The sequence below is a fragment of the Methylophaga thalassica MP genome, from assembly GCF_000214595.1.
In the GTDB taxonomy this organism is placed as follows: Bacteria; Pseudomonadota; Gammaproteobacteria; order Nitrosococcales; family Methylophagaceae; genus Methylophaga; species Methylophaga thalassica.
This window is the reverse complement of record NZ_AFIG01000001.1, coordinates 223,018-249,748: the sequence shown is the minus strand read 5'-3', so window position 1 is coordinate 249,748 and position 26,731 is coordinate 223,018. Positions and strand designations below refer to the sequence as shown.

Genomic DNA, 26,731 nt, shown 5'->3' with positions numbered 1-26,731 from the left:
GCTAGAAAGGGCTTGTTAAACAAAAAAGGCGCTGAATTTCAGCGCCTTTTTTGTTTGTAACAGCAGGTTAATGGCTGGCAGCCCGGCGTTCTTCCAGCCGCCTTAAAAACTCTCGCATAATGTCATCGTATAACGCCATACCGAGATAATTATCTTCAACACCACTATCGATACTGGGGTTGTCATTGATTTCAATAATCACAATACGATTACCACTTTGTTTGATATCGAGGCCATACAGACCATTTCCTATCAACTTCGCGGCTTTTGTCGCAATTTTCAGTACTTTTTCAGGAACTTCGCTCATAGGGATAGCGGAAGATTTACCACTGGATGTGCCTTTCTTGGTGTTGTGATTGTAGATTTGCCAATGTCCTTTACTCATAAAGTACTGGCAGGCGTAGATAGGTTTGTTATTAAACATACCGATACGCCAATCATAATCGGTATACATAAATTCCTGTAACAGAATAATAGCCGACTGCTGAAAGAAGGCGGGCGCTTGCTCGCGAAGTTCGTCCGCGTTGTTCACCTTAATCACACCTTTTGAAAAAGCGCCGTCAGGGATTTTCATTACCAATGGGAAGGTCGCTGTCTCACAGAGTTTGTCTAAACCAGCCGTATCATTGCGATATAGCAGGTGTGAATCCGGCATTGGTAGATTGTTAGCGGATAGCAGTTCTTTTAAATAAATTTTATTGGTACAGCGAATGATCGAGGTTGGATCATCAATGACCACCAAGCCTTCACTTTCTGCGCGACGGGCAAACTTATAGGTGTGATTATGTGTGGCCGTGGTTTCACGAATAAACAAGGCATCATATTCAGCGAGACGGATGTAATCTTTCGGCGTGATCAGTTCCACATCAATACCAATACGGCGACCGCTGCTAATGAACTTCTTCAAAGCTGCCATATCGCTCGGTGGCATCGTTTCTTTAGGGTTATGTAAAATGGCCATGTCGTAACGAAATTGACGGCGTTTGGCTGGTTTTCGCCATAAGCGATGACTAAAGCTATCCAGCGCTTCAGCAAAGAAGTCTTGCTCTGTTTCAGTCAGTTTATTAATCGCACCGGCTTTGATCTGGCTGATAATCCAGTGGGCGTTAAAACTAAACTCGACTTCCAGAATCGGGCAAGGGAATTGTTCAAATATTTGTCGGGCTAGTTTTTGTAATGAGGTGACGGGCGTTTGTCCAAAACAGATTTTTAATACAAAACTTTCGGCTGAGGTGGTACTGAGCTGCTTATCCAATTGTGTGGATAAGTCCGACAGATCATAGGCGTAAAGACTTTTACGGGACAGGTCGTTAATCGTCCGTAGACCGGGTAATACACGATGACCGCGTGCTTCAGCCACCATCGAGCAATAATAGCCGCGGCTGAGATAATCCAGACTTCGGCATAAATTAAGGATTTGCGCAGGTGAGTGTGTATTTTGCGACAGGGATTGTAGATAGGTATCGACATCAATTACTTGCTCGCTGGGGAAGTAAGGACTCCAATCGTCAATATTTTCAACTATTATCAAGTGCTTAGTCATGGCTTGTCCTTACTGTTGGTCGCATAGTGGTGCTTTTTAAAAGCGAATCATAAAGTGAATAGACAGGGGATGTGATAAAAAATTTTGCATCCCTTTTTATTTGCTGGTCAAAATGGCAAAACTCACATATCCTTCGCGAAAATTTTGCACAGGAGGCCCGTTAAAATGTATGCAGATGCAGTTTTAAGCGTATTTTCGCAGCGCTATTCCAGCGCAAGAGATAAATTCATCAATAATGTTGAAACCAGCTCGATTATTGAAAGGTTAACGCATCATCCTCATCCACTAAAAGGCCCTAAAAACGAAAAGCTATTTTGTGACATCGCTTGGGCGGGCAATCCAAAAGCAGAAAATGTCATCGTGCTGATTTCTGGTCTGCATGGGGTTGAAGGTGGTGTCGGTTCTGCCATTCAAGCGGATTTTGTCACGCGTTATCGTCGTCTTCCTCCCGATGTGTGTGTGATACTTGTTCATGCCATTAACCCTTGGGGGTTTGCCTGGGCCAGCCGTGGTGATGATCAAGGTATTGATCTCAATCGTAACTTTGTTGATTTTGAGAGCGAGCTGCCAGCATCGAAAGGTGCTGAAATCTGGAAAGAGCTTGAGCAGGGTAAAACAGATATCCACACCGTGGCCCAAGATAGAGAAAAATTTGATTTATTATCAGAAGGCCAATATGAGCAACCTTCAGCCCCCTACTATGGTGGTAAAGAGCCAAGCTGGTCTCGTCAACTGATTGAGCAATTAGTAGCTCAGATTAAACCGGCCAAGCGTAAACAAGTGATTGTGATCGATATTCACAGTGGTCTTGGCCCCTATGGTTTTGGTGAGCTTATTTGTGAGCACGATGTGGGTAGTCAAGGACATCAATATGCGGTTGAATTATTTGGCGCTACGGTGACAGAACCTTCTTTGGGCACATCCAGCTCAGGTTTGAAGTTTGGCTTACATGATTACTATTGGCATAAACAAGGCGATAACATCTGTTTTATTACCTTAGAGTTCGGCACATTTGGTACTCAGCAGATGTTGCAGGTGTTATCTGATGATCAAAAACTACAACAAAAAGGCAAAATTGACTGGTCTGATGATGCCACCATGGAAGTAAAACATGCTATGCAGGACTTTTTCTGCCCCGATCAAAAACAATGGCAGGAACTGGTTCTTTTCCGTGGCCGCCAGGTTATCGAAATGGCATTAGATGGACTCACTGAACATGCCAACCATAACGCCCGCTGAGTTTTTACTCCGCGAGGCGACGCTTGATGACGTTAACGCGCTCAGCAAGTTAGAAGAAGCGTGCTTTGAAACAGATCGTATTTCAAGGCGCAGCTTCAAATGGATGATCAAAAAAGGCCACAATTTGTTGCTGGTGGCCACAAGCAACGACCAGTTGGTGGCCTATGTGTTGTTACTTTACTCACAAGGCACATCGCTTGGCCGTGTTTACTCATTAGCGGTTGATGCTCATTATCGCAAAGCTGGTATTGCTGCCAAATTAATGCAGGAAGCCGAGACGCAGGCACTGGATGACGGTCGAAGTTTTCTGCGTCTAGAAGTTCGTCCTGATAATTTTGGCGCTATCAAGCTATATGAGAAGTTGGGGTATCAGCCGTTTGATATTGTCAGCGACTTCTATGAGGATCATGCAGATGCTATCCGCATGATGAAAGTGCTGCATCATGTACCAGAAGTGACTCATCCTGAAGTTTCACATTACTCTCAATCGACCGACTTTACCTGTGGACCGGCTTGCCTGATGATGGCGATGAAGAGTATGGATGCGGAGTTAGCCCTCACTCGTCAGCTTGAATTGCAGTTATGGCGTGAAGCGACCACTATCTTTATGACATCCGGTCATGGTGGCTGCAGTCCACAAGGTTTGGCACTAGCTGCTAATGAGCGCGGTTTGAAAACTACCTTGGTTTGTAACTCAGACGATATTCCTTTTATCAATGGTGTGCGTAGCGAAGAAAAGAAGTCCGTTATTGAATGTGTGCATCAGGACTTTATTGAAAAAATAGCGCGATCTGATATCAAACAAGTGAAAGCACCAGTGGATTCGGCTTTGCTAAGAGAGTACCTCTCCAAAGGTTCATTAGCGTTGGTTCTGATTAGTTCTTATCGTCTCAATCAGAGTAAATCACCTCACTGGATTTTGGTGGTGTCTGTCTCCGATACCTTTGTGTATTTTCATGATCCGGATGTGGACTGGGATGATAATAAAAGTGTCACCGACAGTGGTTACATTCCCGTCACCCACAAAGAGTTTAACCGCATGATTGGCTACGGCAAACCACGCTATCAAGCTGCCGTCATCGTCAGTCCGGCTAATAAAAAATGAACTTTATTCACCTGCGGGCAGTCGGTTTTGCTTGCAGGAGAAAACTATGATTGAAAAACTAAAACAGATATTTTCATCTACCTTAGGTGATAATACCGATGCTTATTTAGCGAATCAGCAGCAGTCTAAAGTATTGGCGGCCGTCGCGTTGATGATTGAAATCATTGCGGTGGATGATGAGCAACATGAAACAGAAAAGGCGATGTTGCAGCAGATCCTTGCCAGTCAGTTTGATGTTGAAGACAGCGATGCGGAGAAACTGATTGCTGAAGCGGAAAGAGCTCACGGTGAAGCCACCGACTTTTATCACTTTACGGCCGATATTAATCAGCAATTTAATGAACAAGAGAAAATTGAACTGATTGAAATGCTCTGGCAAATTGCCTGGGCGGATCACGAATTACAAGACATTGAAGAGCATGTGATTCGTAAGCTCTCCAGTTTGCTTTATGTCTCTCATAAAGACTTTATTGCTACTAAACTTAAAGTGGTTGGCGAGCCAAGTTAGAACTGAAAGGCTACTGCTATTTTTTTATTAAAAATAATCCTTAAAAATCAAACGCACAGATAACACCACTATTGCTAAATAATTTCCAAAACGATAATGTATCTCATTATCACTTGTGAAGTAGTTCTATTAATAATGGCTGTGCAAACACTGGAATCACTTTATTCAGAGCATCATCATTGGCTTCAGAGCTGGATCCGTTCTCGATTAAATAATGTTGAGCAAGCTCAAGATCTCACGCAGGAGACTTTTATCAAGGTATTGATAAAGGGGCGTGAGCATGAATTCAACTCACCCAAAGCATATTTAAGTAGTATTGCACGTGGTTTGCTGGTCGACTTTTTTCGTCGTCGCACTGTTGAACAGGCCTATCTTGATGCACTGGAAGTTCAGCCCGAGCAGCATATTCTTTCGGCAGAAGAACATCACCTTATTATCGATACCTTATTACAGATCGAACACATGCTAGATACGATGAGTGAGCGGGGGCGACAAATATTTCTGCTGGCCCAGCTGGACGGGTTGACCTTCGCTGAAATTGGCAGGCAATTGAATGTGTCGGTAACGACCGTTCGAAAACATTTTATTCGAGCCATGACGCAGTGTCTGTTACTGATCGAAGATTAAACGATGAAGCTGAATGAAGATATTTTGACTCAGGCCGCCAGTTGGTTTGTGGATCTTCGGAATGCACAGCCTGGAGACGTCATACACGAAGCACATCAGGTTTGGCTCGCTGCTGATAGCCGTCATTATGATGCCTGGAAACGGGTGGAACGTTTACAAAAACAATTGCAATTAGTCCCGACTGAAATCAGACATGAGACCTTGGGAAAAGCGCGTCACTCGCGCCGCCAGTTAATCAAAACACTGGTCGTGGTATTAACCGTGGGAAGTGCTGGAGGCGTGGCTTATCAACAGAGAGCACTGTCTAGTCTGGTTGCACAACACCGCACGGGTACAGGCGAGCGTAAAACCATAGAGCTGGCTGACGGCAGCAAAGTGTATCTGAATACAAGTACCGCCTTAGACGTTAACTTCAGTGACAATGTCAGGGAGTTAACCTTATACCGTGGTGAAGTCATTATTGAGACTGGCAAAGGCGTGCCATCGCAAGATTTTATTGTAAAAACGGCACAAGGAGCAGTGAAGGCACTAGGCACCCGGTTTCAGGTTCGATGTAATGATGGAGAGACCTGGGTCGGTGTCAGTAAACATGCTGTGGAAGTGAAGTCCGAAAAAGCTACTAAAGCGGTCAAAGTTCAGGCAGGACATTGCATGAGTTTTGATGTATTAAAACATAGCCCGTTAAATTTAATGCCAGTGAATATGGATGCCTGGACACAGGGTATGTTGATTGTCAGTAACTGGCGATTGGATCAGTTTATCAATGAACTGGCTCGCTATCATAAAGGGGCGCTACGCTGTGATGCTGCAGTGGCTTCTCTACGTATTTCTGGAGCATTTAATATCAACAATACGTCATCTGTATTAGAAAATCTCAGTAGTACCCTACCTGTTAAAGTCCGTTATTTCACCCGCTATTGGGCGCAAGTTGAACCTGCCTGACTATTTTTTTGTTTAAGGGGTTTACGATTCTGGTTTCTCGTTCGGCCTGTTAGATAAGAGCGTTATCGCTAACCGTATTATCTAAATTAATTAACAGGACCAAGAATGAAACACGCCTATTTCTTACCCTTAAGCTTATCGCCATTAAGTCGACAACTCGTCATGGCAGGAATGCTAACTACTGCTTTGGTGAGCACCGATCTTATTATCAACATCAGTCATGCAGACAATGTGACTCAACAACAACGTTTTAATATTCAGGCCGGATCACTTGAATCAGCCCTCAATCAGTTTGCTGTACAAAGTGGGATTACGGTCTCTTTTAGCCCAGATGTCGTCGCCGGTATTCAGGCCGGCCGATTTCAGGGGTCGGCCACGCCATCTACGTTAATCACTCAGCTCTTAGCTGATACTGGTTTACAGGCGACCTTATTAGCCAATGGCAGTTATTCCATTAGCAAAAAATCAGCACCTGTTGCCGTCACACCCAAACAAAAACAAAGTGTTGAATTAGACGATATGTTGATCACCTCAACACGTTCTGACACCCAACTAAAAGATTCGCCACAAGTGGTCACAGTGATTAATCGTGAGCAGATTGAACAGCAAATGGAGATGAGTAGTGACACCTCTCAGATTCTGAGTAACTTGTTGCCTTCATTCTCGCCAAGTCGTCAGAAGCTCACCAGTGGTGGTGAAACCTTCCGTGGTCGTTCGCCATTATTTCTGATTGATGGAATCCCGCAAAGTAATCCTCTGCGTGACGGCCAGCGTGATGGCCACACCATTGATATGTCCATGGTCGAACGCGTTGAGGTGATTCATGGTGCCAGCGCCATTCATGGTTTAGGTGCGACAGGCGGCATTATCAACTTTATTACTCGTCGCCCAAGTCAGGACACACTCAAACAAAGCATGAATGTGCAAATGACGACACCTACCGGTGAGTTTGGTGATGAAACCTCGGGATATCGCACGGATTACAACTTGAGTGGCAGCAAAAATGACTTTGAATATACCTTGGGCTTGAGTTATGAAAGACAAGGTGTGTTTCTGGATGCGGATGGCACCGAAATCGGGGTAGATAATGTGCAGGGTGACATTATGAACTCGAAAAGTTATGACTTGTTCACCAAGTTGGGTTACTGGATAGACGATGATCAGCACATAGAAGCTTCCCTCAACCGTTATCAGGTCAAAGGTGGCAATGATTATGTCAGCGTTGATGGTGATATTGAAAAAGGTGAACCGACCACATCAGTTAGAGGAACCCCTGTCGGTGAGGCGCCATACAATCGGGTGTTAACCACCAGTATGAAATATCAAAATTACGATTTAGCTGGGATGGAATTTACCGCCCAGGCATACAGACAAGAGTTTGAAGCATTGTTTGGTGCACTAGGATCTAGCAGTTTTTATGATCCGATATTGGCGCCTGACAGAATTGATCAGACTGAAACTGAGTCCGTGAAGAAGGGGGCAAAGTTTACCTTAGTCAAAGATGGCCTGTTTGATGATAAGTTAAAAGTCACGACAGGCCTGGACTTATTAAGAGATAACACCTCACAAAACCTGGCACTGACTGGACGACGTTATGCGCCAGAAATCATTCATAAAAATTATGCTCCTTTTTTACAATTGCAATTTAAGCCAATCGATAAGGTTGTACTAAATGCTGGTGTTCGCTATGAAAATACGGAAATAAATGTAGATACATACAAAACAGTGTTTGCTAAAGGTGGTGGTGTAACGGTTCAAGGTGGTAATCCTGATTATAGTGAAACACTGTTTAACGGTGGGATTGTTGTTAGTCCTTTATCCTGGATGAGTGTCTTTGCTAACTACTCCGAAGGCTTTGGTATGCCTGATGTTGGACGAGTGCTGCGCAGTGTTGAAGTGTCTAACGCTAGTGTTGAAAGCCTGCTGGACTTGAAACCCATTCTAACTACGAATAGGGAAGTTGGCCTGCGTTTTAATTGGGAATCAGTGAATTTAGAAGTCAGTTATTATGAATCTGATTCTGACTTGGGTTCTACACTCTCAGCTAACGCCGATAAAACGGATTACACGATTGATCGTGAAAAACAGGAAATCAATGGTGCACAAGCCAATTTAGGTTGGAAAGTGAATGATGACCATAAACTAAACTTAGGTTATTCCTATATTCGTGGCCGACATGATACTGACGGAGATGGTAAAGTCGATAGTGATCTGAATGGCCAAAATATTCCACCCAATCGATTAATTGCCAGCTGGCAGGCTGAATGGACTCCTAAACTGTCCTCATTTGTACAAGCCAGTTATAACTTTGATCGTAACTTCGACGAAGAAGCCGGGGATGATGAAGAACAGTTCAAAGCGTATGGCCTGATTGATGCCACTATGGCGTATAAACTCTCTACCGGTAAGATCCATGCTGGAGTAACAAACCTGCTCAATAAGGATTATTTCAGCTACTCATCCCAAACCAGTTATGGCTCAGATACCCGTAACTTTAAAGGCCGTGGCCGAACATTAACCATTGGTTATTCGCTGGACTTCTAGAAAGAGATGACATAGCCATCAATTTGATGGCTATGTCATTGATAGACCTATTTATTAATTAGACAGATAACGTTGTTTTCTATTTTGAATTAACGGCGTCACTGGTTTTATCTTTGCGTGTGAGTGCGAAGACAAGCCAGACAATGAACAAAGGGATGAGTAATGGCAGAAGAAAAGGGAAGACCATAGAAAAAGAGGCGAGACAGAAAAAAACCAGGAAACCCAGTACGATAAGCCCAATGCCTGTGAACATAAAAGCCAATAATATACCCATACAAAGTAAGAGTATGGGCACAAAAATGATGCCACCGGCTTCGATGAGATGTTTTAAGGGGCTAGTAACTTGCTCGCCATTGTAGGTGATGGTCGCATTGGATGGCATCAGGCTTAAGGCTCCGATGATGAGCAACAGAAACGCAATCAACAAGGCCACTTTTTTCATTAATTTAAAACCTTTCCTGCTCAACTTACCTGAATGGTGATCTTCATAGTGTGTAATATGATCACGGCTATGCATCTTTGGACTTTGCTTTCAGCATCAAGTTGCTGAGACGTTATGCTCTTTCATCCCCAGACTGAATATAACCCATCCATTCTTCAATCGGCATGGTGCCACCTTCATCGGCGACTTGATTTAACTCATGCTCACGTAACACATCTTGCATCATATCAACGCGTTTCCAGGCGGCGACTGGTGTTTTGCATTCTTGTTTAGGAATATAACGGGAGTTTTTGACTTTCTGATAGCGGTGAACATAACGCGGGCAGTTTTGCCACAGTTCAGATACTGTTACCCGAACGATCATTTCAGCTTCTTTCCACTCTCCCATAAGTGGATCGTCACTTGAGGCGATGGCCTTACCTTGCACACGAATTCGATGTGGTTTCTCAAAATCAATAAATAATAAACCCACTTCAGGGTTGCCTTGAATATTCCCCATCGAGTAATACATGCCATTGCCGTCATAACTGGGGAAGGCAATCGTTTTTTCATCCAGCACTTTGATAAAACGTCCAGCTTCGCCACCTTTATAAGACACGGTTGGCCGACCACGCTCATCAACCGTGGTCAGGAAGAACATATCGCGACTTTCAAGGAAGGCTTTAGCATTGTCATCTATCTCTGTGACAAGGGCGACTTCCTCCACCCGATCAGCCAGTTCACGGCTATTGAAACTATCTTGAAGGGCGCGGTGTTTATCATTATAGAGTCTGCTCATACATTTTCTCTCTGTGTTTCTATTTGTTTTTAATAAGCCTCCATTGTATATAAACATCTGGTGACGATATGGGCAAATACAACATTAAAACCTCTGCTCTATACCTATTTTATAAAGAGCGAAGTGCAGGTCGGTAAGACCAGACGCTGTCAATGATTTGACTGTGATAAACACGTTTATATGTCGCTCGTCCTAATAATCCAAAGCCAACAGCCATGATGAAAGCCACTATATCGACCATCAATGTATTCAAATCGGTATGCATCCACAGCCCTGTTGATGGAATAATGATGCTAAGTAAGCTGGTAACCGGAATGGCGACAGTAAGAGTGGCAGCAGCGTAGAGCAATTCAACTAAACTTCTTGCGGCTCCACGAATAAAGCTCCATGCAATAGTGGCAAAAAACGTCAAGTAATATACCCATTGGAAATGGAGGTATGTGGCCTGTGCTTCTAATGCCAACCATTTACTGCTGGCCAGCATCAACGAGATGCCACAGACACTGCCAAGACAAATTCCAACCGTGAGTGAGGCCATGACTTTGACATCTTTGCGTTGATTAAACAGCCTGCCATCAGGCTTGCTGTGACGACGTCGGTTTTCTACCCACAATAAATTGCCTGTATAAAACAGCCATGCACCAGCTAAGCCTAGAATGAAATAAGCCCAACGTATTGGCGAGCCGCCAAAGGTGGCAAAGTGCAAGGCAAAGAAGCTACTAACAGCAATCATCTCTCCTGGTTGTTGACCGGGTAAATAATCGGTAGATTGCACCTCACCACTGTATGGATTGATTGCGATAAATCCGCCTGGTGCTCTGGGAGTGATAGCATCAGCATCATTTCCCCAAATCATCACGCTGGCCCGCGGCGTGGTGATGCCTGCATATTCCAGTTGATAGGGGACAAATGACGGGGCGATTTCTTTGGCGGTTGCCAGTAATTCTTCTGGCGATAGCATGGTAGCGGGATCCGTACTTTGTTCAGGATTCGGCTTGGGTGCACTGGAAAATAATGCCTGACGCAACTGGCCCTCGTGAATGAGTTTGTCCTGTGCATCGTAAATAAGATCATGATAAGCAAACCCAAAGGCCGTTATCGCCATAATCAAGTGAAAGGGCAGGCTGGTCACACCCACCACATTATGGGCATCAAGCCAGACCCGCTTTGGTTTTCTGCCTAGACGGAAAGCAAAGAGTTCTTTCACCAAAATGGGTAATAGAATAATTAAACCTGATACCAGTGCCAGGGTATACAAAATGGCAAAAATACCCATAATCCAGCGGTTTGGATCACTGTCTACAGGTAGACCTACAACCCGGTGGAGGGTGTCAATAAATTGAGCAACAGTGGCTGGATAAACTTCTGTCGTGACTAAGTCTTGGTGTTCATCCAACTGTGCACTGAAATAACGCAGTGAGGAAACATCATGATCCCCGCCTTTTTCACCTTCGACTGTCCACATGATTTGCTGTGTGTGATGTGTTTCAGGGTTTAGGTTTAATTGTATGCGCTGAGCGGCTTCCGGGTGGGATTTTATAACTCGGCCAAGCACAGAAGGAACGGCAGATAAACTAATTGACTCTGAATGCTGAAGGGGAGGCGTTGCCCAATGGCTGATGGGTTCTTTAAAAATGGTCAATGCGCCCGCATAAAACGCGATGAACAATGCCATGCCACTGACAATACCAACCCACGTATGCAGCGATCTATAGGTGCGAAGAATGTCTGCTTTTACTTTCATGTGGGATTTATCTCAGAATAATTTAAATAAAAAATACAGTGCATACAGCACGACATTAGTCAGTCCCAGCCAAAACCAGGCGCGAGTGCCAGAGCGAAATAAAAAGCAGGTACTCAGTAATGCAAGCCAGACAGGTCCCACTAACCACATCATCAGTTGGGCTTCGGCACTTGGCCCGATGGGCAGTGGCAGCAGGAAAAATAAACCGCAGATGGCCATCGCTGCCAAAAAGCCTAAAAGGATGCCGGCTAGGGATTTACTGAGCCAGTCTGTTCGAAATGAAGAGTCAGCCATTAGCGTGTTCTCCTAAGTGATTTCCAGGCACCTACATATGGAAATAACACAAGCAGTAGCATCACCCAGACCATGAGCATGAACACGCCCGCTACCGCCTGCATTGAGCTGATGACTAACATCAGACTTATAATGAGCAGTATCAATCCGCTATGACGTAGCCTTGGCGCGGGCCAGGTTATGGTGCTTTTTAACCAAAGTTGATGCCGCGATGCTAAATAAACACACACACATCCGGCAAACGATAGTAGTAATGCGACATAGGAATAAATGGACATACTATAGGCTCTCGAAAAAAACCAAGCAGCCTTCGATAACGGCTGCTTGGTTTTTGCTGTGATTTAAGACTTAAAAGAACGAATATGTGGCGGCTATACCCACTGTACGAGGGTCAATCACATCCTTAAAGCCTTGTGTATATTGTGCGGTAATAGGGTAAACAACACGCTCAGCATATTTGTCTGTTACATTGTTGACGTAAGCAGAAAGTGATAATTGACCTATTTCATAGTTTGCTCGAAGGTTGATCACGGAGTAACCGCCTACTTTTTGATCGTCCGAGTTATCAATATCACCATAATAGCCACCGATATATTGAATATTGCCTCCGAAATTAAAATTATCGGTCAGGAAGTAGGTTGCCCCGAGGTTGGCTGTTTTTTTCGGTGCCGTGCTCAGTTGATTGCCCGTCGCAGATGTGTAGTCATCACCACCATCAATAACTTCAGTGTGTAATAGTCCTAATGAGGCTGTCACTTCAATATCATCAGTTACCCATGCAACACCCTCTAACTCGGCGCCATAGGTTTCGGCAGTATCGATATTAATGATACGACGGCTGGAAACACCCTGATAACCATCATATTCATTAAAGAATAGGTTGGCATTCAGTGTATATCGGCCATCATCAAATTCATTACGACTAAAGATTTCGTATGTATCCACACGTTCCTCATCGTAGTAATAATAATCACCGGCAGTAATGTCTAATGCACCACCGCCTGAGTTATATCCCTTTCTATAACTTATACCGACAGTTGAGGTGTCTGAAAATGCATACTTAAGCGCGACAGAAGGTAACAAAATTTTATTATCTTCTTTCAAGTCTGCAGAGATGTTACGAGAGGTATAATCGAAATGACGATCCTGCTCTTCTTTTTGATAGCGAAGCCCAGTGGTTAAGATCCATTTCTCTGCCAAACCAAAATTGAGTTCGGAGTAGAGTGCTTTGGCATTGCTGTCATCATCTCCAGAATAAACGCTGCCACCAAGACTTTTAATGGATTGATCACGCTTAAAATATGAGAGTCCTATTAAGCCATTGAAAACGTTACTATCCTGGCCAAAATTGAGTTTGAGATCGACGTCTTTGTTATCTTCACTAAAGTTGGCAGATTGCTTTGAGGAAGGGAGAGGGTCATAGCTATCAAAACTAAGTTGGTAATTCATTTTAGATACGAGCATATCGACTGACATGCTGTCGTTGAGTTGATATGACATGTCGAGGCTAAATGTTTCGTTTTCGGTGTCCATATCGCGAATTAAAGAGTCAATTTTATTGTAGCCACCCACACCATCATTTCTGAAGTAACGTCTGCCAGCATCGCCTTCTTCTTTATATTTTGAATACGTAAACAAGGCCTTAAAGTCATCAGTTGGTGTCCAAAGTAGCTTATACCGACCTTGTTGAGTATCCAGTTCATTTAAATCTAGGTTGGTTGGATTGGTGCTAAATGGTTCATTACTGGTTGTTGTTTCTCCATCAACAGCCTGCCCAGCAAACCGGAAGGCTAGTGTATCTTCGATAATTGGACCTGAAAGCATCACCGCCTTATCAAAGTACTTATCTTTATTACGATAGCCTAAGCGTACTGCTCCATCCCAATCGAAAGAGGGATCTTTCGTTTTGATATACATCGCACCGGCGATACTGTTACGGCCATTATTTGTCGATTGTGGTCCTCTATAAACTTCAACTTGTTCCAAATCCCATAATCCTGAGCTACCCGTAAGATCGGCGACAAAGGGTTGTGCTACCCCATCAATCAGTGTGGTGAATCTAGCATTGGCTCCACCAGTGACCGAGAGAAAGCCACCGGCAGCACCATTACCTGTGATGCCACGAACATTTGGCACGGCTCCAGTTTCAACGACGACGTTTGGTACGGTTGCGATGACATCCTGAAACGACTGATATTGAGTACTATTGAGTTCCTCTTCATGGATGACAGCGACGGAGGAGGAGGTGTCCTTCAGGGTTTTTGTTTCTTTTTCACCTTTAACCACAATATTGTTGAGTTGCACGCGGTTATTTGCTTTGTCTATCGGATGAGTTGTGTTGTCCTCAGCCAGCACATGTGTACTGAGGCATGCGTAGATCGTGACTGTTAAAATATGTTTTTTCATAAATCCCCTTAACAATAAGCGTTGAACGATTTCTTTCTTATTTTTGTAAATGAAAATCATTATCATTATATAATGAGGCTAACAGCTAAGTTCCTTAAAAGAGTTATGAGTAAACGTCATAGTGTTATGAAAAATCATCAGTCAGATGAAATAGGGGTATCAGATGAAGACTCAGGTTTTACCGATGTCGAACAGAATGACTCTTCGTCAAACAAACAAGACAATCAGGTGACGGCAACACTGGATAATATGGTTTATCTGTCTGAGCTGAATCGAATGAATGTACGTTACGTCAGTTTTTCACAAGACACGGCTCAGGATGAAGTCATTCTAAAAGGCCTCTTTCATCATCATTTTGATCGACATGGTCTGTCTGTGCATGCCGGTAACTTAATAGAAATGTCGGATAGAACCAGCTTTGCAGAACTGCCTCCGGCGATCAGCATGACTATCTTATTTGATGGAAAAGTGTCATTTTCGCTTGGCTCACAACGCTATCAGCTAGGTTGTCTTGGTGAGGGCAGTGTGGAATGTTCCGCTTTTATTATTAACCAACCTGAAGTGCTTAGTCGCCGTTTTGAATGCGGTATGCATGTGAATAAACTGAATATATTTATCGAACGACAATGGCTTGAGCAAAGAGCGACTACACCAGACGAAAGGCATCATATTCAACAGCTATTTCATGACCATGCTGCTTTTTACCATTGGCAAGCTTCTGATGTTGTTGCAAAGCTGGCCAGTGATTATTTATTTAAAGCCCAACACACATCTCTTCAGGATGAGTTACTGAAAGAGGCGATCATCTTTCAACTGATCGCTGAAAACTTGAAGGTATTAACCCTACTTCATCGAGCAGAAAGACCACAAAATACAGATCAATCCTATGCAACTGCATCACAGGAAAACCAACTAAGACATCAAATTGATGACATGATGATGCAATCCATGACCATTGCAGAAATGTCTTCAGCGATAGGGCTGAGTGTGAGTACCTTACAACGTAAATTTAAAACGACCTATGGGGTGACGGTGAATAACTACTGTCGTCAACGACGTCTGGATATGGCAAAAAAAGCATTATTGGTCGACAAGAAATCCATAGGTGAAGCCGCCTTTATTGCAGGCTATGGACACCCGTCAAACTTTATTACTGCCTTTAAAAAACGCTTCAAACTCACTCCTTCAGAACTGGTTGCCACCATTTTGCCCTGATGATTCGGCAAACATGGTGTGATCTCAGTTAAAAAACGAATAACAGAATTTATCCATACTTAAGCTATTCTGATTAGCAATAAAGGTGTGACTAGGATGGAATAAATCCAATAAAAATCAATTAGCTATTATCTAAAAGTGGCATTTGCAATTTTTCAGTTTATAGATGATAATGATTCTCGTTAAGATTTGTAAATATAGCTATTTTTAAGGAGAACATCATGCGTGCCACCCACACAGACACAATCGAGAATCTGTATCTGGAGCACCGTGGTTGGTTATCGGTATTTATTCAGCGGCGAATGGGTTGTCCAGAGACCACGGCTGATCTGATTCAGGATACCTATCTACGGATACTCACAAGTGGTCGACTACCTGAGCAAAAAGATGCACGTAAATATCTCACACATATTGCTAAAGGGCTGGTTATTGATGTGTTTCGCCGTCGGCGTGTGGAAGAAGCCTATCTGGACTATCTGAAACAACAACCCGAGGACACAGCCCATTCGGTTGAAACTCAGGCGTTGATGATAGAAGCCTTGACCGAAATTGATAGCTTATTACATCGTCTGCCTGCCAATGTGCGTCAAGCCTTATTGATGAGACAGTTGGATGGCATGAGCTACAAAGCCATTGCCGAGCGACTCAATGTGTCTGTCTCCTCGGTTGAAAAATATATCGCCAAAGGCTTACAGGCGTGTCTTACTGCTTCAATTTCATCTGACTAACTTCTGTATCATTTGATGGCTCTGGCCGGGTAATTAACCAGTACAATACGGCCACCATCATGCTTGAGCTAACACATTTCACCCAGAGAGGCAGTCCACTTAAAAACAGTAGACAGCAGCTTATCGTCATCGACACTAGAGCTATCACTTTAGCGCGTCGGGGTATCGCCCGGTGTTGCTGCCATTGCTGAATCATGTGACCAAACCGCGGATGATGTAATAACCAGTGGTGTAATTGTGGCCAGCCTTTTGCCGAACACCAGAGCGCCATCAATAGAAACTCGGTAGTGGGTAAGCCCGGTAATATCACGCCTGCGAAGGCAATACCGAGAAAAATCAGTGCGAAAAAGCGCCACAATAACGTTATAACCATGGTTTAACTCGCTATAGCATCATCTATCATTACATCGTTAACGGCATCAGTGACAAAAATAAAAGCCTGTGTTGCCCCTGTTATTGCTTTTTCACGTTGTGCCGGAGTTAACTCCAGTTGGTCTAGCATCGCTTTAAACTGTTTCCAGTGAGTGGCGCGTCCGTCCGAGTGTGCTGCCATGTGGCTGGCACCAAAGGTTTCAGATAAGTTCAGTTGGTTTTTGACATGTTTGAGTAACATCGCCGCGCCCAGTGTTGAGCCCTCCAACGCATATAACCAGCCAATGCCTTCATGTTCATCTGCGATCCTGATATAGCTCGCAATACGCTGATCTTCGCTGAGCAGCGTTTTATTTAATTCAACATCTTCACAGTCTGCTAAAACAGCATTAAGACGGCTGCGACCGCTGAGGTCAGGCAGTAAGTTTAAGAGATTGCTGTTGTGATATAGCGGTTCTGCTGCAGTATGAAGACGTAATTGCATACGCAGAAAGCCCCGATAATGTTCGCTATCTGCAAACGGGTTTAATTGCATCACACGTTTATCCAGTACTTCATGTAAGTCATGTGTTTCGCTGCGTAAGGCGTTTGAAAGAGTGAGTTGGTCTGTCATCGGTTTATCCTGTAAATAAAAGTCTGTGTTATTTGATATACCGAAGCAGACGCTGATTTCCGTAATGCAGCAGCTGATTTTTATTGAAGTAGTTGTTTAATCTTCTGGATGGCTTGATTGTACTGAGCGGCTTTACTAGGCTTATCCCAAGCGATATAAAGCGACTGTATATTTTGTAAAGCCAGTAGCATGTTTTCATTTGTTGTAGATTGGGTCTTTTGCAAGTTCTCTACGGCGGTTAGAAAAGCCGTTTCGGCCTTAGCAAATTGTCGTTTGTTGTAATACAAAGTGCCGAGATAACCGGCAATGCCTGCTGCCTCAACAGGTCTTTCCTGCATACTTTGATATAACGCTAAGCTCTGCGATAAAGACGCTTCAGCCGCTTTTGTATCATGTGTCGCCAGTTGTAACGCGCCGAGATTACCTAAAATGGTGGCTTGTTCAATACTGTGTTCTTTGTCCAATAACTTCAGTTGTGACAAGGCTTGCTGATAATACTGTGCTGCCTGCTCAAGATGGTTTTGTTGCTGTTGATATAAACCTAATTCATTGAGCTGCATCACTGTTGCCATCGAGGCGGGGCTATCATTTTGTGCATTGAGACTTTGCTCTCGGATTGAAGCTGCTTTATCTGTCTGACCAGATTTGTCATAGGCTATGGCGAGTAAATTCAGCAACTCTGGCAACTGTTCAGCGGCCAATTTTGATTCACCATTGAGTTTCTTTTTTATCTGTTCAAGTGAGGTGATGGCTTGATAATACTGACCCTCTTTTAATTGAATGTTAGCGGCTGATAACACTAAATCGCTTTCTACCGATAAGGGTAATTGAGTACCTGCTTTTTCCATTAAGTCAGATAAAGTGGTTGAAACCAGATGTAATGCCTGCTGCTGATTGCCTAGTGAGATCAGGATCTGCGTCTTTAATAAAATGGCCTGCCACAACTTGCCATCACCATCACTCTGGCTGAGCTGGAATTGTTCTATGGACTCATCCAGCACGTTATCGGCTTTATTTAGCTGATGATTTTTTTGCAGTAATACGCCCTGATTAAATAATAAGGTGGCTATTTGCTCATCTGGTGAGGCTAGGGCTTGTTTTGCCAAGGTCACCGCGGTTGATAAGCTTGTCATTGCCTGTTCATGTTGACCTTGTGCCTCCTGAATAAAGGCTAATAAATTAAGACTGCTGGCTTTATAGGCCGCCCCATTATCAGCTTTTTCTGTAACGGCAATCGCTTGTTTTATGGTTGTTTCAGCTGTTTGATAATCTTCTGCTTTAAATGCTTCAGTCGCCTGTGTTTGTAGAGTTTGCCAGCTATTATCGGCAGCACTGGCATATAGAGAATAAAACGATAAAAACAGATAAAAAAGGATGCGTGACATAAATCTTCCCGATTAAAATTGTTTCTCAAGTCGGAGGCTCACAGCATTACGTTCATAGGAATAAAGCCAGTTCACATTGCTATGCACTTTTCGATGCTTCAGGGTGAGATTAGGTTCCAGCCCATAAAAACTCAGTCCGGGGAAACGCACGATAAGTGTGTAGTTTTGCTCAATATCTTCACGCTGCTCACCAAGTAAGGCATTAAATTCATCATGTTTGCGTTGACGCACAGAGGCAAAAAGCACGGCGTTAATGTCTTCATTGAATTTTTTGGACAGACCAGCTCTGATGCCTATTTGCTGATAGGCATAGGGTTCCACTTCAGCCTGTTTTTGCGTCCAGTCCACACCGCCAAAGACAGTCCAGAGGTGAGGAAATACATACCAGGCGGTGGCGTAAGCTGACCAGATATCACCGTTATAAGCAGCATAGTCTTCTTGTCGATACTGCTGATCTTTGTAGTCGGCTTCGAGTTTAAACAGCATACGATCAGACACATAATGTAACCACTCACTATGTAAACCCCAGGCACCATACATGGAGCGCTGACCATAACGTGAGAAATCAAAAGAAGGGGCGAATGAAAACTGATTACGTTGAGCGTGATAGCTATAGCCTAGCTGTGAGGTGATTTGGCTTTCATTGAAGTCAGAATGATCTTTATAACTTTGACCAAATAATAATGAACGGAAAAACACACCATGATGGCCTGATAAAGCAAATCGTTTATTCAGTGTGGCTTCGTAATCCAGGCCATGTGCTTTCACCGCTTCGGGTGTCTCACGTTCGTAAAAGCAGACATTGCCAAAATAGAGTAAGCAACTGTAGCTTTCAGAGGATTGGTTTAAGTTATCGACCCAGGTTGGGCCAATGGAAAAGGAACCTTGCCATGACTGGCGTTTATCTAAAGCCTGCAAAAAACTATCTACCGTGGTGCTAACGCCTTGCTGACGTGCATCGGCAGGATTTAATGTCTGTTGAATGCTGCCAAACACCTGATCTGACTCTGCATCTTTCCTATTTTCAAACAGCACGCGCGCGAGTTCTAACTGACCGGGCAAAAAGTCGGGTTTTAAGTCGATAAGCTGGCGGTATTCTGTTTCTGCCTGTTCCAGATCACCTTCCATTCGTGCAATAGCACCCCGTGCATAGGCGAGCAGCATAGGATCTGCATCAGCAAATTCTTCATATTCTTGCAGAAAAAACTTCACCGACGACCACTGTTTTTTCTGCAATGACACATACAAGGCACGGCCGACATCATTACTGTTGTGCTGAACGGTGTATGACTGACCATCAATGATTAAACTGGGCCGTTCACCTCGCAAATAGTCCTCATCTTTCAGGATTTCCTGCTCTTGTTGATCAGCGCGTAACTCGATTCCTTGGTTTAAGCGGAGAGACGTGTCTTTATCATCTGCCCAACTGTTCTGACTGGTGATCGATAAAACGGTCAGGCACAAAAATGCTATCCACACTGATATGGGATAACGATAAGATTGGTATACATCAAAAATCATGTTGAAACTCATGAAAAGGAAAAAGCCAGATGCCCGAAAGCATCTGGCCATGTTTCATCCTTGAACTAACAATGATTATTTAGCACCACCAAAAGCAGTGTCATAATTACGGTTAGCAAATTTAGCAATCCCTGCTAAAGCGGCAGCATCAGCACCATAGAAGTGGCCTTCAGTGGTACCCATAGTTGAGCTATTAGCTAAAGCGGCACCTGAGAAGCTGGCATCTGTGCTGTTAATTGATGCATTGATAGCAATGCTTAGACCGCTTCTGCTCATTGAGCCGGATAGGTTGCCAGTGCCGAAGTTAGCGTTCAGCGTACCGGTCAGTAAGTTAGAGCCGTTGTAATTGTTGATACCTTTAACGGTATAGGCCGCTGTACCAGTAGTTGGCATAGTGGTGCCTGTGTCATCACCTGAGTAATAAACCACACGGGTTGGATCGTTTGTGGTGCCATTTTGTGACCATTCACCAAAATAGACTTCCTGTCCTGATACTTTAGCGAAATCAAAATTACCCAGAGATGCGTGAGAAGGCGGCATCATGGCCGGCGTAATGGTGTAGATACCATTGCCATCAGCACTAACCATGCTGGTAAGGTTTGAGAAACTTACCATTGCACCACCATAAAAAGCAGTAACGCCAACACCTGGTGCCCCGATGGTTCCAGGGTGTGAAGGAATAGTACTAGTGATTCCACCCACAGTTATATCACCTAAATAGCTTTGACCTGATTCTGTCGCATGAGCCATACCACTTAGACCTAAAGCTAAAGCAAGAATTGATAGTTTTTGTAATGTTTTCATCATATTGTCCTCGTATTTAAAAAATAGTTAGTTATTCGGTAACACTGCTTTTTTTTGAGAAACCACCTCCTTGTCTCATGATTAAAATTTAGCCGTGAGGCTGAGTTTGAATGTGCGTCCTGGAGCTGGAATGGCAGAACGACTCATCGGATCGATGTAATATTCATTGCTGAGATTAGTGCCGGTCAGCTCTACACTGATGTCATCGTTTAACTGGTAGCTGGCATAGGCATCAAATAATAGGATGGTGTCCCATGACAGTGGCGTATTAGCGAAGAAAGTGATGTCTGAAGGATCACGATAATTACTTTCAAACTTGTCCTGATGTTTGTAGTAATAGGTGACACGGCTTCCCAGCTCTAATTTACGATTGAAAAATCGCCCGCCTAACGTCCAGTTAGCGGTGTATTCCGGCATAGCCATGCTCACCAGATAACCGCCGACAAAGCCATCTTCAACACAATCACTGGTGGAGCGGTAATCTAATACAACAGCAGATGATTCATCACAGACTTCATTTTCGAAGTTATAAGCAAGGCTCAGGTTGGTGAAAAAGCCGCCATTGTCATAGCGTCCCTGAAACTCAATGCCTTCCAGTGTTTGTTTTTCCAAATTACTGAAGTGACTATTAGGATCACGTTCGATAACGTTTTCAGTACGGTTATAAAAATAGCTGAGTTTGATATCGGCATAATCCGCATCAAAAACCCCTGCCAAGTTATGCACATAACCCACTTCATAGTTATAAATATGCTCTGGTTTTAACTCATAATTTGGATTGGGCAGTGAGGCTGAAAAGCTAATGGTATTTTCAAATAAACTGGGGAAACGATAAGCCTGACTATGACGAGCATAAATGCGACTATCGTCATTCAGATCCATCGCAACCGACAGAACCGGAGCCCAGCCATCCCCTTTGAGGTGTTTCACCTTTTTAATGGTTTGCACATTACCAATGACCTGCGCCCCCTTATGACATGCCGTCACATCGACATCAGCCGTTAAGCAGGGGTGATTATTTCTATAATATTTTCCATCTTTACCGACTTTCCAGACGCTCTCATAGGATGCCGTTTCCGTTGTACCTACAGTATCTTGAATCTGCTGGATGAATGCGTCTACGTCAGCGCCCATTGACTCCCAGAAGGCACGGTTATCTTCCCAATTCTGTATTTCTGGATCGACATCAGCCTGAGTAATCACTTTGTCATATTCAACGTGGATGGTTCTTCCTATCGTAGGCGCATAACTATTGAGGCTGGTGTTACCTGCATCCAATTGGCTTTTACGAAAATCATCAAACGACCAGAAAGAGGAATAACGCATACCGGCATCCACACTAAGAAAGTGTGTCGGTTTCCAGGCAAAGTTGAAGTTCATCTCTTTTTCCTGACGACGCCCAGCTTTGGGAAACATTCTGAAAACACTGTCTAGTTCAGGGTCACCGTATTGATCATCTGAGCGTAATTTTTCATGTTGATAACGACCGCCTACGGTGAGATCAAGGTTATCCATCAAAGCAAAGGTATTGCTTAAGGTGACGCCTTTACGATCTTCTTTGGCATTTCTGATTGCCGTATTCCGCAAGCGAGTATCACCAGAAGCATTTCGGTCATAAGGTTCATTGGGGTAACCGCCACCAGTATAGGTATCACTGACGGTATCCGTTCTCCAGACACTCGCGTAAAAGTCGACCCAGCGATTGGTTTCAGGGTTAAGTTCGTATTCGACGTTGTACGCTTTAGCTTTGACCTCACTTAATGGCCATTGTGGTACGCCTTCATCGACGGCTCTTTCCCATGAAATACGTGACGGGAATATTTCACCATAGGTAGTAGAGGTATCCCGATATCCGAATGAAAGGCTCTCAACATCACTGAATTTGAGTTTGGCTTTGGCTAACCAGGATTCCATTTCACTGGAGGTGTTGGGTAATTCATCTCCTGGCTTATAGATATTTGCCAAGTCCGGAATCATATTGTCTTGAAGATTATCTGAGCCGCGGGAGTAGAAACCATCCTGATGTTTACCGGCAAAATGGTTACCTTTTTTGCGATAAGCGTAAGCCCCCATCAGATCAAATTTTTCCTGACGCGTACCAACGGCCAGACGATAGGCATAGTCAGCGAAGTAGTCTTGCCCACCAGAATGAGGTTCGACATAAAGCGTTGGATCGTAGATATCACCGACAGGATCGAATCCAGGAATATCGGTATAAGACTGACCCGTTGATAACCGGGGCACATTTGCATCCACGGCATTATTGCTACCTTCAAGTTTGAGCTCACCGCCAAATGCTTCACCTGGTTTTAGGATGTCATCCACCGTGAGCGTATTTGCTACGATGGCACCGCCAATGCCGCTATGGACATTACGTTCCAGGTTGGGGCCTTTGATCGCTTTGATATTGCCGATGAGGTTGGGGTCGATATAACTCCGGTTATTGGCACCGTTGTAACCACGCCAGATAGTAATGGCCTGCTCGGTACCATCGATTGTGAGTGGCACACGGCCAGGACCTTGAATGCCTCGGATATTCGGATCAATCCCGCCACTGTTTCGGGCATCGGCGCTATAAACATTGAGCATGCCACTGAGCATATCGGCGGGTGATGAACCTTTGAATCGCTCTAACTCTTGTTTTCCGACATAGGTGCTGGAGATATTTTTATCAAACACATCGTTGTAACCAATGGTGTCTTGAGTAAAAAGTAGTGTGTCACCTACAATGTCGATTTTGCCTAAATCCACGCTGCTTTCATCTTCAGATAAGGTGAGTGTGGGTACAGGTTCGATACGGAAGCTGCCGTCAGGTTGTTTAACGGCAGTGAGTCCAGTGCCAGCCAGCAAGGTTTGCAGGCCTTGTTGAGCGCTATAGTCACCCACCAATCCATTGCTGTGCTGGTGATTGACTAGAGAGGAGTCAACATACAAGGCAATACCGGCATTGAGACCAAATTGACGTAAAACCTGATCCAGGCTGCCTGCAGATAAAGAAAAAGACTGAACATCCGTGTTGCTGTCTTGTGCATAAACGTATTGGCTGACACCGGCGAACAAACCTGTGGCAGCACACATATTAAGCGTTATGAATAAAGTGGGTAGTCGCAAGAAACGACGTAACGGCATGTTTCAGTTCCTTCAGTATTTGTCAGTAAATGTGGTTTGTACTTGTAATACCGAATGTGGATTGAAAATCCGTAATAATAATTATTCGCATTAACTGATTGTTAGGCGAGCTGATCCCTGTGAAGTAATTATCCATTTGTTTTTATTGGGGAAATTTAACGGGTGTGATTGGCTAAGAAAGTCGTTAACCACAGAAAAATTAGGACGTCAGTGGTTTGATACTGACCCAGTAAGGAGTGAAGTAGCTGACTCTGACAGGCAAAATTTCAGTGAGCTGTTCCAGCACGCGATCACTATCTTGTACAGAAAAAATACCGGTAATCGTTAAACGTTTGAGTTCGGGGCTAACGCGAACAATACCTGTGCGGTATCTGGCTAGCTGTTGGACAAACTCATTTAACGGCATATCTGCTACCGCGAGTTTACCTTCCAGCCATAAGCTCGAGACAGGATCCGCCTGGAACGGCTGAGCCATTTGGACTGCTGAAAAGTTAACACCTTCACCAGCAGGAACTATGGTGTGTAAGTCAGGTGTTTCTGTTGGTGTGATTCTCACCCGACCTTCAAATACCGTTAATTGTGTTTCCTGCGCTGATTGCTGCACATTAAATCGTGTACCCAATGGTTCCATAACACCATCGCGACTGACAATCGACATAGGCCTGATATCTTTACCGGTATCAATCGCGATTTCACCATGAAGTAAAATGATTTTACGAGAGACTGAATCAAATTGAACATCAACCTTGCTGTCAGTATTGAGTGCCAATGTGGTGCCATCGCTTAATTGCCAATGACGAATTTCGCCTTTGGCCGTGACATAAGAAGTGACCTTCATCTGTGAAGGCAACCAGCGATCCATGCTTATTGCTCCGACACCGATGCCAACACCAGCCACGGTTAGCAGTTGACGACGACTGATACCACTACGATGTTGTAAAACTTTGCTGCCGACATGTCTGTCGGGCACCGCATTAAATTGCTGTTGCAGATTTAACACTTGTTGCCATGCTTTTTCATGAATGGGGTCTGCTTCAAGCCACTGGTGAAAAGCTTGTTTATCCCCTTCTGACACATCGTCTGCCCAGAGTCTCGCTGCCCAGATACAGGCTTGATTGATCGGATCGGTTTTAGTGAGGGCTTGTGTCATGAAGCAGTTTTTCTCAATATAAGTTTTCAAGATCGTGTTGAGACATCAGTAGAAAACGGATATTTTCATACTTGATAATGAGATACATTATCGTTTAAGCGTCTACTGATCAAGCTTTATGATCCTTTGATATGTCAGCAATAATTTGAAGGCAGAGGGTAAAAAGAAATCATGTGCGATATCACTTTTAGATCAGGAAGACCTAATAAAACAGGTCAAAGCGGGTGAAGTATCAATGGTGGATAAAAGCCTGTATCTGCTGGTGGCAGAGGGCGATGATGTGCACGAACGGCAGGATATTGAGCTACTGGCAGACAGAATGAAAGCCCTATCAGTCTATGGTTTTCGAAGTGCGTATTACCTGCAAGAAGGGGAAGATCATATGTCCTTACCTATCACTATCGCTCACCGTGTCTCACGGCAAGCGTTTAATCCAAGAATTCGTTAGCGTCGTTTTATAGTGATATTGGACACAACCAAACTGAGTCCAGTGATTAAATATTTTCTCTTAGACCATGTGCATTTAGTCTAGTGAGCTTTAAGCTTTCCAATATCCGGATGTAAAAGTGTGTTTTTCTTTGTAGCTCGATTTTGTTTTTAGACGGTTTTTCATGTCTCTACCTTTTTCCTTAGCTGGCCAGAAATTTAGCAAGTCTCGGTTTGAAAAACAGTGACATCATTACTGACATGAACAAGCCAAAAGGAAGCGCGGTAATAAATGCCTGTGCCCAAGCTGAAATAAATGTTGTTGTATTTGAAAAACCAAGCGTATTTGCTGTTGTACTGATGGCCATAACAGTTTCCATAATTAATGCCATTGATAAACCGGTGACTAATTGCTGATGTGTGGTTTTGCTATTAGACATGAAAAATTGCACGACCTTGCCAATCAGTGACATAAATAACCACCCTATCGGCATCATGATCACTGTCGCGATAACAAACGATGATAACCACTGCGTCATAAAGTTTTCTGTGAGACCTACATTTTTATAGGTCATGATGGCTGTCAAGGTTCCTCCTACAGTCATCATGATGGAGGCGATCACCAAAATTTTTATATATGACGGCCGTTTTGTTGCTTCAGTATTCTTTATCATGTTTTTCACCTACAATTTTGTCCTTGCAGTAATAATGGTTGACAATAGCAACTATAATTTATAATAGATGACAATGTCAACTACAATTAATAGAGGTTTATATGAAGGCAAATATCCTTGAAGCGACATTTCATCTAACGCATGCAATTAAGCAGCAACTGAGCAATCAGCTTGAAATTAAAAAGCTGGGTATTGCCCCCATGCATATTAGAGTGTTAAAGGTTATTAATGAGAACAAGTCTTGCACTGCTATGGATATTGCAGCGCTTTTTAAACGCGATAAGGCGCAAATTACGCGCCTAGTTAAGCAGCTTATTGATCACGGTTATGTTAAAAAACAGCCTAACCCTGATGACAAGCGTAGCCAGTTACTTGTGTTGACTTCCAAAGGCATGGCCTTGCAAGAAAGTTTGCTGGTAGTTTCTGAAGAAATGCAAAAGCAAATTACGCAAGGTATTGATTCAGAAGATTTACAGACTTTTGTTATGGTCGCGGAGAAAATGACAAAAAATCTCACGAGTGGGAATTAAAGGGTATATGAA

Annotated in this window: 24 protein-coding genes; 10 read left to right on the top strand and 14 right to left on the bottom strand. The window is 43.7% G+C overall.

Annotated elements, in window-relative coordinates:
* Positions 1-67: 67 nt before the first annotated feature.
* On the bottom strand, positions 68-1,543 hold the full coding sequence (locus MAMP_RS01135) for a RimK family alpha-L-glutamate ligase (protein ID WP_007144126.1): 1,476 nt from the start codon (positions 1,541-1,543) through the stop codon (positions 68-70).
* A 165-nt stretch (positions 1,544-1,708) separates the two neighbouring features.
* Between MAMP_RS01135 and MAMP_RS01130 the strand changes: the two genes are divergently transcribed.
* From MAMP_RS01130 to MAMP_RS01105, 6 genes are all read left to right on the top strand, one after another.
* Complete coding sequence (locus MAMP_RS01130) at positions 1,709-2,782, top strand: DUF2817 domain-containing protein (RefSeq protein ID WP_007144125.1); 1,074 nt, start codon at positions 1,709-1,711, stop codon at positions 2,780-2,782.
* Positions 2,760-3,887: a GNAT family N-acetyltransferase/peptidase C39 family protein gene (locus tag MAMP_RS01125; protein ID WP_040576119.1), complete on the top strand. Its 1,128-nt coding sequence runs from the start codon at positions 2,760-2,762 to the stop codon at positions 3,885-3,887. Before MAMP_RS01130 ends, MAMP_RS01125 begins: the two co-directional genes overlap by 23 nt.
* A gap of 46 nt (positions 3,888-3,933) precedes the next feature.
* Positions 3,934-4,395, top strand: a complete 462-nt coding sequence (locus tag MAMP_RS01120) for a tellurite resistance TerB family protein (protein ID WP_007144123.1) — start codon at positions 3,934-3,936, stop codon at positions 4,393-4,395.
* A 135-nt stretch (positions 4,396-4,530) separates the two neighbouring features.
* Positions 4,531-5,022: a sigma-70 family RNA polymerase sigma factor gene (locus MAMP_RS01115; protein ID WP_007144122.1), complete on the top strand. Its 492-nt coding sequence runs from the start codon at positions 4,531-4,533 to the stop codon at positions 5,020-5,022.
* 3 nt (positions 5,023-5,025) lie between these two features.
* Entirely contained in the window at positions 5,026-5,964 is a 939-nt protein-coding gene (locus MAMP_RS01110; protein WP_007144121.1) for a FecR domain-containing protein, read from the top strand.
* A gap of 105 nt (positions 5,965-6,069) precedes the next feature.
* On the top strand, positions 6,070-8,508 hold the full coding sequence (locus MAMP_RS01105) for a TonB-dependent receptor (protein ID WP_007144120.1): 2,439 nt from the start codon (positions 6,070-6,072) through the stop codon (positions 8,506-8,508).
* A 79-nt stretch (positions 8,509-8,587) separates the two neighbouring features.
* Here MAMP_RS01105 and MAMP_RS01100 read toward each other — a convergent pair whose 3' ends face one another.
* From MAMP_RS01100 to MAMP_RS01080, 5 genes are all read right to left on the bottom strand, one after another.
* A complete protein-coding gene (locus MAMP_RS01100; protein WP_007144119.1) occupies positions 8,588-9,025 on the bottom strand; it encodes a hypothetical protein in 438 nt (145 codons plus the stop codon).
* A gap of 37 nt (positions 9,026-9,062) precedes the next feature.
* Positions 9,063-9,728 (bottom strand): pyridoxamine 5'-phosphate oxidase family protein, encoded by a 666-nt coding sequence (locus tag MAMP_RS01095; RefSeq protein WP_007144118.1) that lies wholly within the window; start codon positions 9,726-9,728, stop codon positions 9,063-9,065.
* Positions 9,729-9,837: 109 nt separating this feature from the next.
* Positions 9,838-11,472 carry a PepSY-associated TM helix domain-containing protein gene (locus MAMP_RS01090; RefSeq protein ID WP_040576117.1) on the bottom strand — a complete coding sequence of 545 codons (1,635 nt, stop codon included), beginning with the start codon at positions 11,470-11,472 and terminating at the stop codon, positions 9,838-9,840.
* Positions 11,473-11,484: 12 nt separating this feature from the next.
* Positions 11,485-11,766: a hypothetical protein gene (locus MAMP_RS01085; RefSeq protein ID WP_007144116.1), complete on the bottom strand. Its 282-nt coding sequence runs from the start codon at positions 11,764-11,766 to the stop codon at positions 11,485-11,487.
* 348 nt (positions 11,767-12,114) lie between these two features.
* Entirely contained in the window at positions 12,115-14,172 is a 2,058-nt protein-coding gene (locus MAMP_RS01080; protein WP_040576311.1) for a TonB-dependent receptor, read from the bottom strand.
* Positions 14,173-14,277: 105 nt separating this feature from the next.
* On the opposite strand from MAMP_RS01080, the gene MAMP_RS01075 reads away from it, so the two are divergent.
* The gene (locus tag MAMP_RS01075; RefSeq protein WP_007144113.1) at positions 14,278-15,387 is read left to right on the top strand and encodes a helix-turn-helix transcriptional regulator; all 1,110 of its coding nucleotides are present in this window, start codon (positions 14,278-14,280) and stop codon (positions 15,385-15,387) included.
* 221 nt (positions 15,388-15,608) lie between these two features.
* Entirely contained in the window at positions 15,609-16,115 is a 507-nt protein-coding gene (locus MAMP_RS01070; protein WP_007144112.1) for a sigma-70 family RNA polymerase sigma factor, read from the top strand.
* Here MAMP_RS01070 and MAMP_RS01065 read toward each other — a convergent pair.
* The 7 genes from MAMP_RS01065 to MAMP_RS01035 all read right to left on the bottom strand — a co-directional run bounded on the left by MAMP_RS01065 (position 16,090) and on the right by MAMP_RS01035 (position 25,089).
* Positions 16,090-16,488 (bottom strand): YbaN family protein, encoded by a 399-nt coding sequence (locus MAMP_RS01065; RefSeq protein WP_007144111.1) that lies wholly within the window; start codon positions 16,486-16,488, stop codon positions 16,090-16,092. The two genes, MAMP_RS01070 and MAMP_RS01065, sit on opposite strands and share 26 nt — an antisense overlap.
* A 3-nt stretch (positions 16,489-16,491) precedes the next feature.
* Positions 16,492-17,100: a biliverdin-producing heme oxygenase gene (locus tag MAMP_RS01060; RefSeq protein WP_007144110.1), complete on the bottom strand. Its 609-nt coding sequence runs from the start codon at positions 17,098-17,100 to the stop codon at positions 16,492-16,494.
* Between the two features lie 80 nt (positions 17,101-17,180).
* The gene (locus MAMP_RS01055; RefSeq protein WP_007144109.1) at positions 17,181-18,485 is read right to left on the bottom strand and encodes a tetratricopeptide repeat protein; all 1,305 of its coding nucleotides are present in this window, start codon (positions 18,483-18,485) and stop codon (positions 17,181-17,183) included.
* Positions 18,486-18,497: 12 nt separating this feature from the next.
* Positions 18,498-20,006, bottom strand: coding sequence for a surface lipoprotein assembly modifier (locus tag MAMP_RS01050; protein WP_007144108.1), 1,509 nt, complete (start codon positions 20,004-20,006; stop codon positions 18,498-18,500).
* Between the two features lie 75 nt (positions 20,007-20,081).
* Positions 20,082-20,810, bottom strand: a complete 729-nt coding sequence (locus tag MAMP_RS01045; RefSeq protein ID WP_007144107.1) for a Slam-dependent surface lipoprotein — start codon at positions 20,808-20,810, stop codon at positions 20,082-20,084.
* Between the two features lie 81 nt (positions 20,811-20,891).
* Positions 20,892-23,939, bottom strand: a complete 3,048-nt coding sequence (locus MAMP_RS01040; protein WP_007144106.1) for a TonB-dependent receptor — start codon at positions 23,937-23,939, stop codon at positions 20,892-20,894.
* Positions 23,940-24,138: 199 nt separating this feature from the next.
* A complete protein-coding gene (locus tag MAMP_RS01035) occupies positions 24,139-25,089 on the bottom strand; it encodes a FecR domain-containing protein (RefSeq protein ID WP_007144105.1) in 951 nt (316 codons plus the stop codon).
* A 145-nt stretch (positions 25,090-25,234) separates the two neighbouring features.
* Between MAMP_RS01035 and MAMP_RS01030 the strand changes: the two genes are divergently transcribed.
* A complete protein-coding gene (locus MAMP_RS01030; RefSeq protein WP_007144104.1) occupies positions 25,235-25,537 on the top strand; it encodes a hypothetical protein in 303 nt (100 codons plus the stop codon).
* Between the two features lie 181 nt (positions 25,538-25,718).
* Here the strand turns inward: MAMP_RS01030 and MAMP_RS01025 are convergent, their stop codons facing one another.
* Positions 25,719-26,189, bottom strand: coding sequence for a DUF2798 domain-containing protein (locus tag MAMP_RS01025; protein ID WP_007144103.1), 471 nt, complete (start codon positions 26,187-26,189; stop codon positions 25,719-25,721).
* A 101-nt stretch (positions 26,190-26,290) separates the two neighbouring features.
* On the opposite strand from MAMP_RS01025, the gene MAMP_RS01020 reads away from it, so the two are divergent.
* The gene (locus MAMP_RS01020; RefSeq protein WP_007144102.1) at positions 26,291-26,719 is read left to right on the top strand and encodes a MarR family winged helix-turn-helix transcriptional regulator; all 429 of its coding nucleotides are present in this window, start codon (positions 26,291-26,293) and stop codon (positions 26,717-26,719) included.
* Positions 26,720-26,731 lie beyond the last annotated feature (12 nt).

What these genes read in the sequence shown, in the direction of transcription:
- MAMP_RS01135 (WP_007144126.1), bottom strand. Translation starts at nt 1,543, where the DNA reads ATGACTAAGCACTTGATAATAGTTGAAAATATTGACGATTGGAGTCCT.
- MAMP_RS01130 (WP_007144125.1), top strand. Translation starts at nt 1,709, where the DNA reads ATGTATGCAGATGCAGTTTTAAGCGTATTTTCGCAGCGCTATTCCAGC.
- MAMP_RS01125 (WP_040576119.1), top strand. Translation starts at nt 2,760, where the DNA reads ATGCCAACCATAACGCCCGCTGAGTTTTTACTCCGCGAGGCGACGCTT.
- MAMP_RS01120 (WP_007144123.1), top strand. Translation starts at nt 3,934, where the DNA reads ATGATTGAAAAACTAAAACAGATATTTTCATCTACCTTAGGTGATAAT.
- MAMP_RS01115 (WP_007144122.1), top strand. Translation starts at nt 4,531, where the DNA reads ATGGCTGTGCAAACACTGGAATCACTTTATTCAGAGCATCATCATTGG.
- MAMP_RS01110 (WP_007144121.1), top strand. Translation starts at nt 5,026, where the DNA reads ATGAAGCTGAATGAAGATATTTTGACTCAGGCCGCCAGTTGGTTTGTG.
- MAMP_RS01105 (WP_007144120.1), top strand. Translation starts at nt 6,070, where the DNA reads ATGAAACACGCCTATTTCTTACCCTTAAGCTTATCGCCATTAAGTCGA.
- MAMP_RS01100 (WP_007144119.1), bottom strand. Translation starts at nt 9,025, where the DNA reads ATGCATAGCCGTGATCATATTACACACTATGAAGATCACCATTCAGGT.
- MAMP_RS01095 (WP_007144118.1), bottom strand. Translation starts at nt 9,728, where the DNA reads ATGAGCAGACTCTATAATGATAAACACCGCGCCCTTCAAGATAGTTTC.
- MAMP_RS01090 (WP_040576117.1), bottom strand. Translation starts at nt 11,472, where the DNA reads ATGAAAGTAAAAGCAGACATTCTTCGCACCTATAGATCGCTGCATACG.
- MAMP_RS01085 (WP_007144116.1), bottom strand. Translation starts at nt 11,766, where the DNA reads ATGGCTGACTCTTCATTTCGAACAGACTGGCTCAGTAAATCCCTAGCC.
- MAMP_RS01080 (WP_040576311.1), bottom strand. Translation starts at nt 14,172, where the DNA reads ATGAAAAAACATATTTTAACAGTCACGATCTACGCATGCCTCAGTACA.
- MAMP_RS01075 (WP_007144113.1), top strand. Translation starts at nt 14,278, where the DNA reads ATGAGTAAACGTCATAGTGTTATGAAAAATCATCAGTCAGATGAAATA.
- MAMP_RS01070 (WP_007144112.1), top strand. Translation starts at nt 15,609, where the DNA reads ATGCGTGCCACCCACACAGACACAATCGAGAATCTGTATCTGGAGCAC.
- MAMP_RS01065 (WP_007144111.1), bottom strand. Translation starts at nt 16,488, where the DNA reads ATGGTTATAACGTTATTGTGGCGCTTTTTCGCACTGATTTTTCTCGGT.
- MAMP_RS01060 (WP_007144110.1), bottom strand. Translation starts at nt 17,100, where the DNA reads ATGACAGACCAACTCACTCTTTCAAACGCCTTACGCAGCGAAACACAT.
- MAMP_RS01055 (WP_007144109.1), bottom strand. Translation starts at nt 18,485, where the DNA reads ATGTCACGCATCCTTTTTTATCTGTTTTTATCGTTTTATTCTCTATAT.
- MAMP_RS01050 (WP_007144108.1), bottom strand. Translation starts at nt 20,006, where the DNA reads ATGATTTTTGATGTATACCAATCTTATCGTTATCCCATATCAGTGTGG.
- MAMP_RS01045 (WP_007144107.1), bottom strand. Translation starts at nt 20,810, where the DNA reads ATGAAAACATTACAAAAACTATCAATTCTTGCTTTAGCTTTAGGTCTA.
- MAMP_RS01040 (WP_007144106.1), bottom strand. Translation starts at nt 23,939, where the DNA reads ATGCCGTTACGTCGTTTCTTGCGACTACCCACTTTATTCATAACGCTT.
- MAMP_RS01035 (WP_007144105.1), bottom strand. Translation starts at nt 25,089, where the DNA reads ATGACACAAGCCCTCACTAAAACCGATCCGATCAATCAAGCCTGTATC.
- MAMP_RS01025 (WP_007144103.1), bottom strand. Translation starts at nt 26,189, where the DNA reads ATGATAAAGAATACTGAAGCAACAAAACGGCCGTCATATATAAAAATT.
- MAMP_RS01020 (WP_007144102.1), top strand. Translation starts at nt 26,291, where the DNA reads ATGAAGGCAAATATCCTTGAAGCGACATTTCATCTAACGCATGCAATT.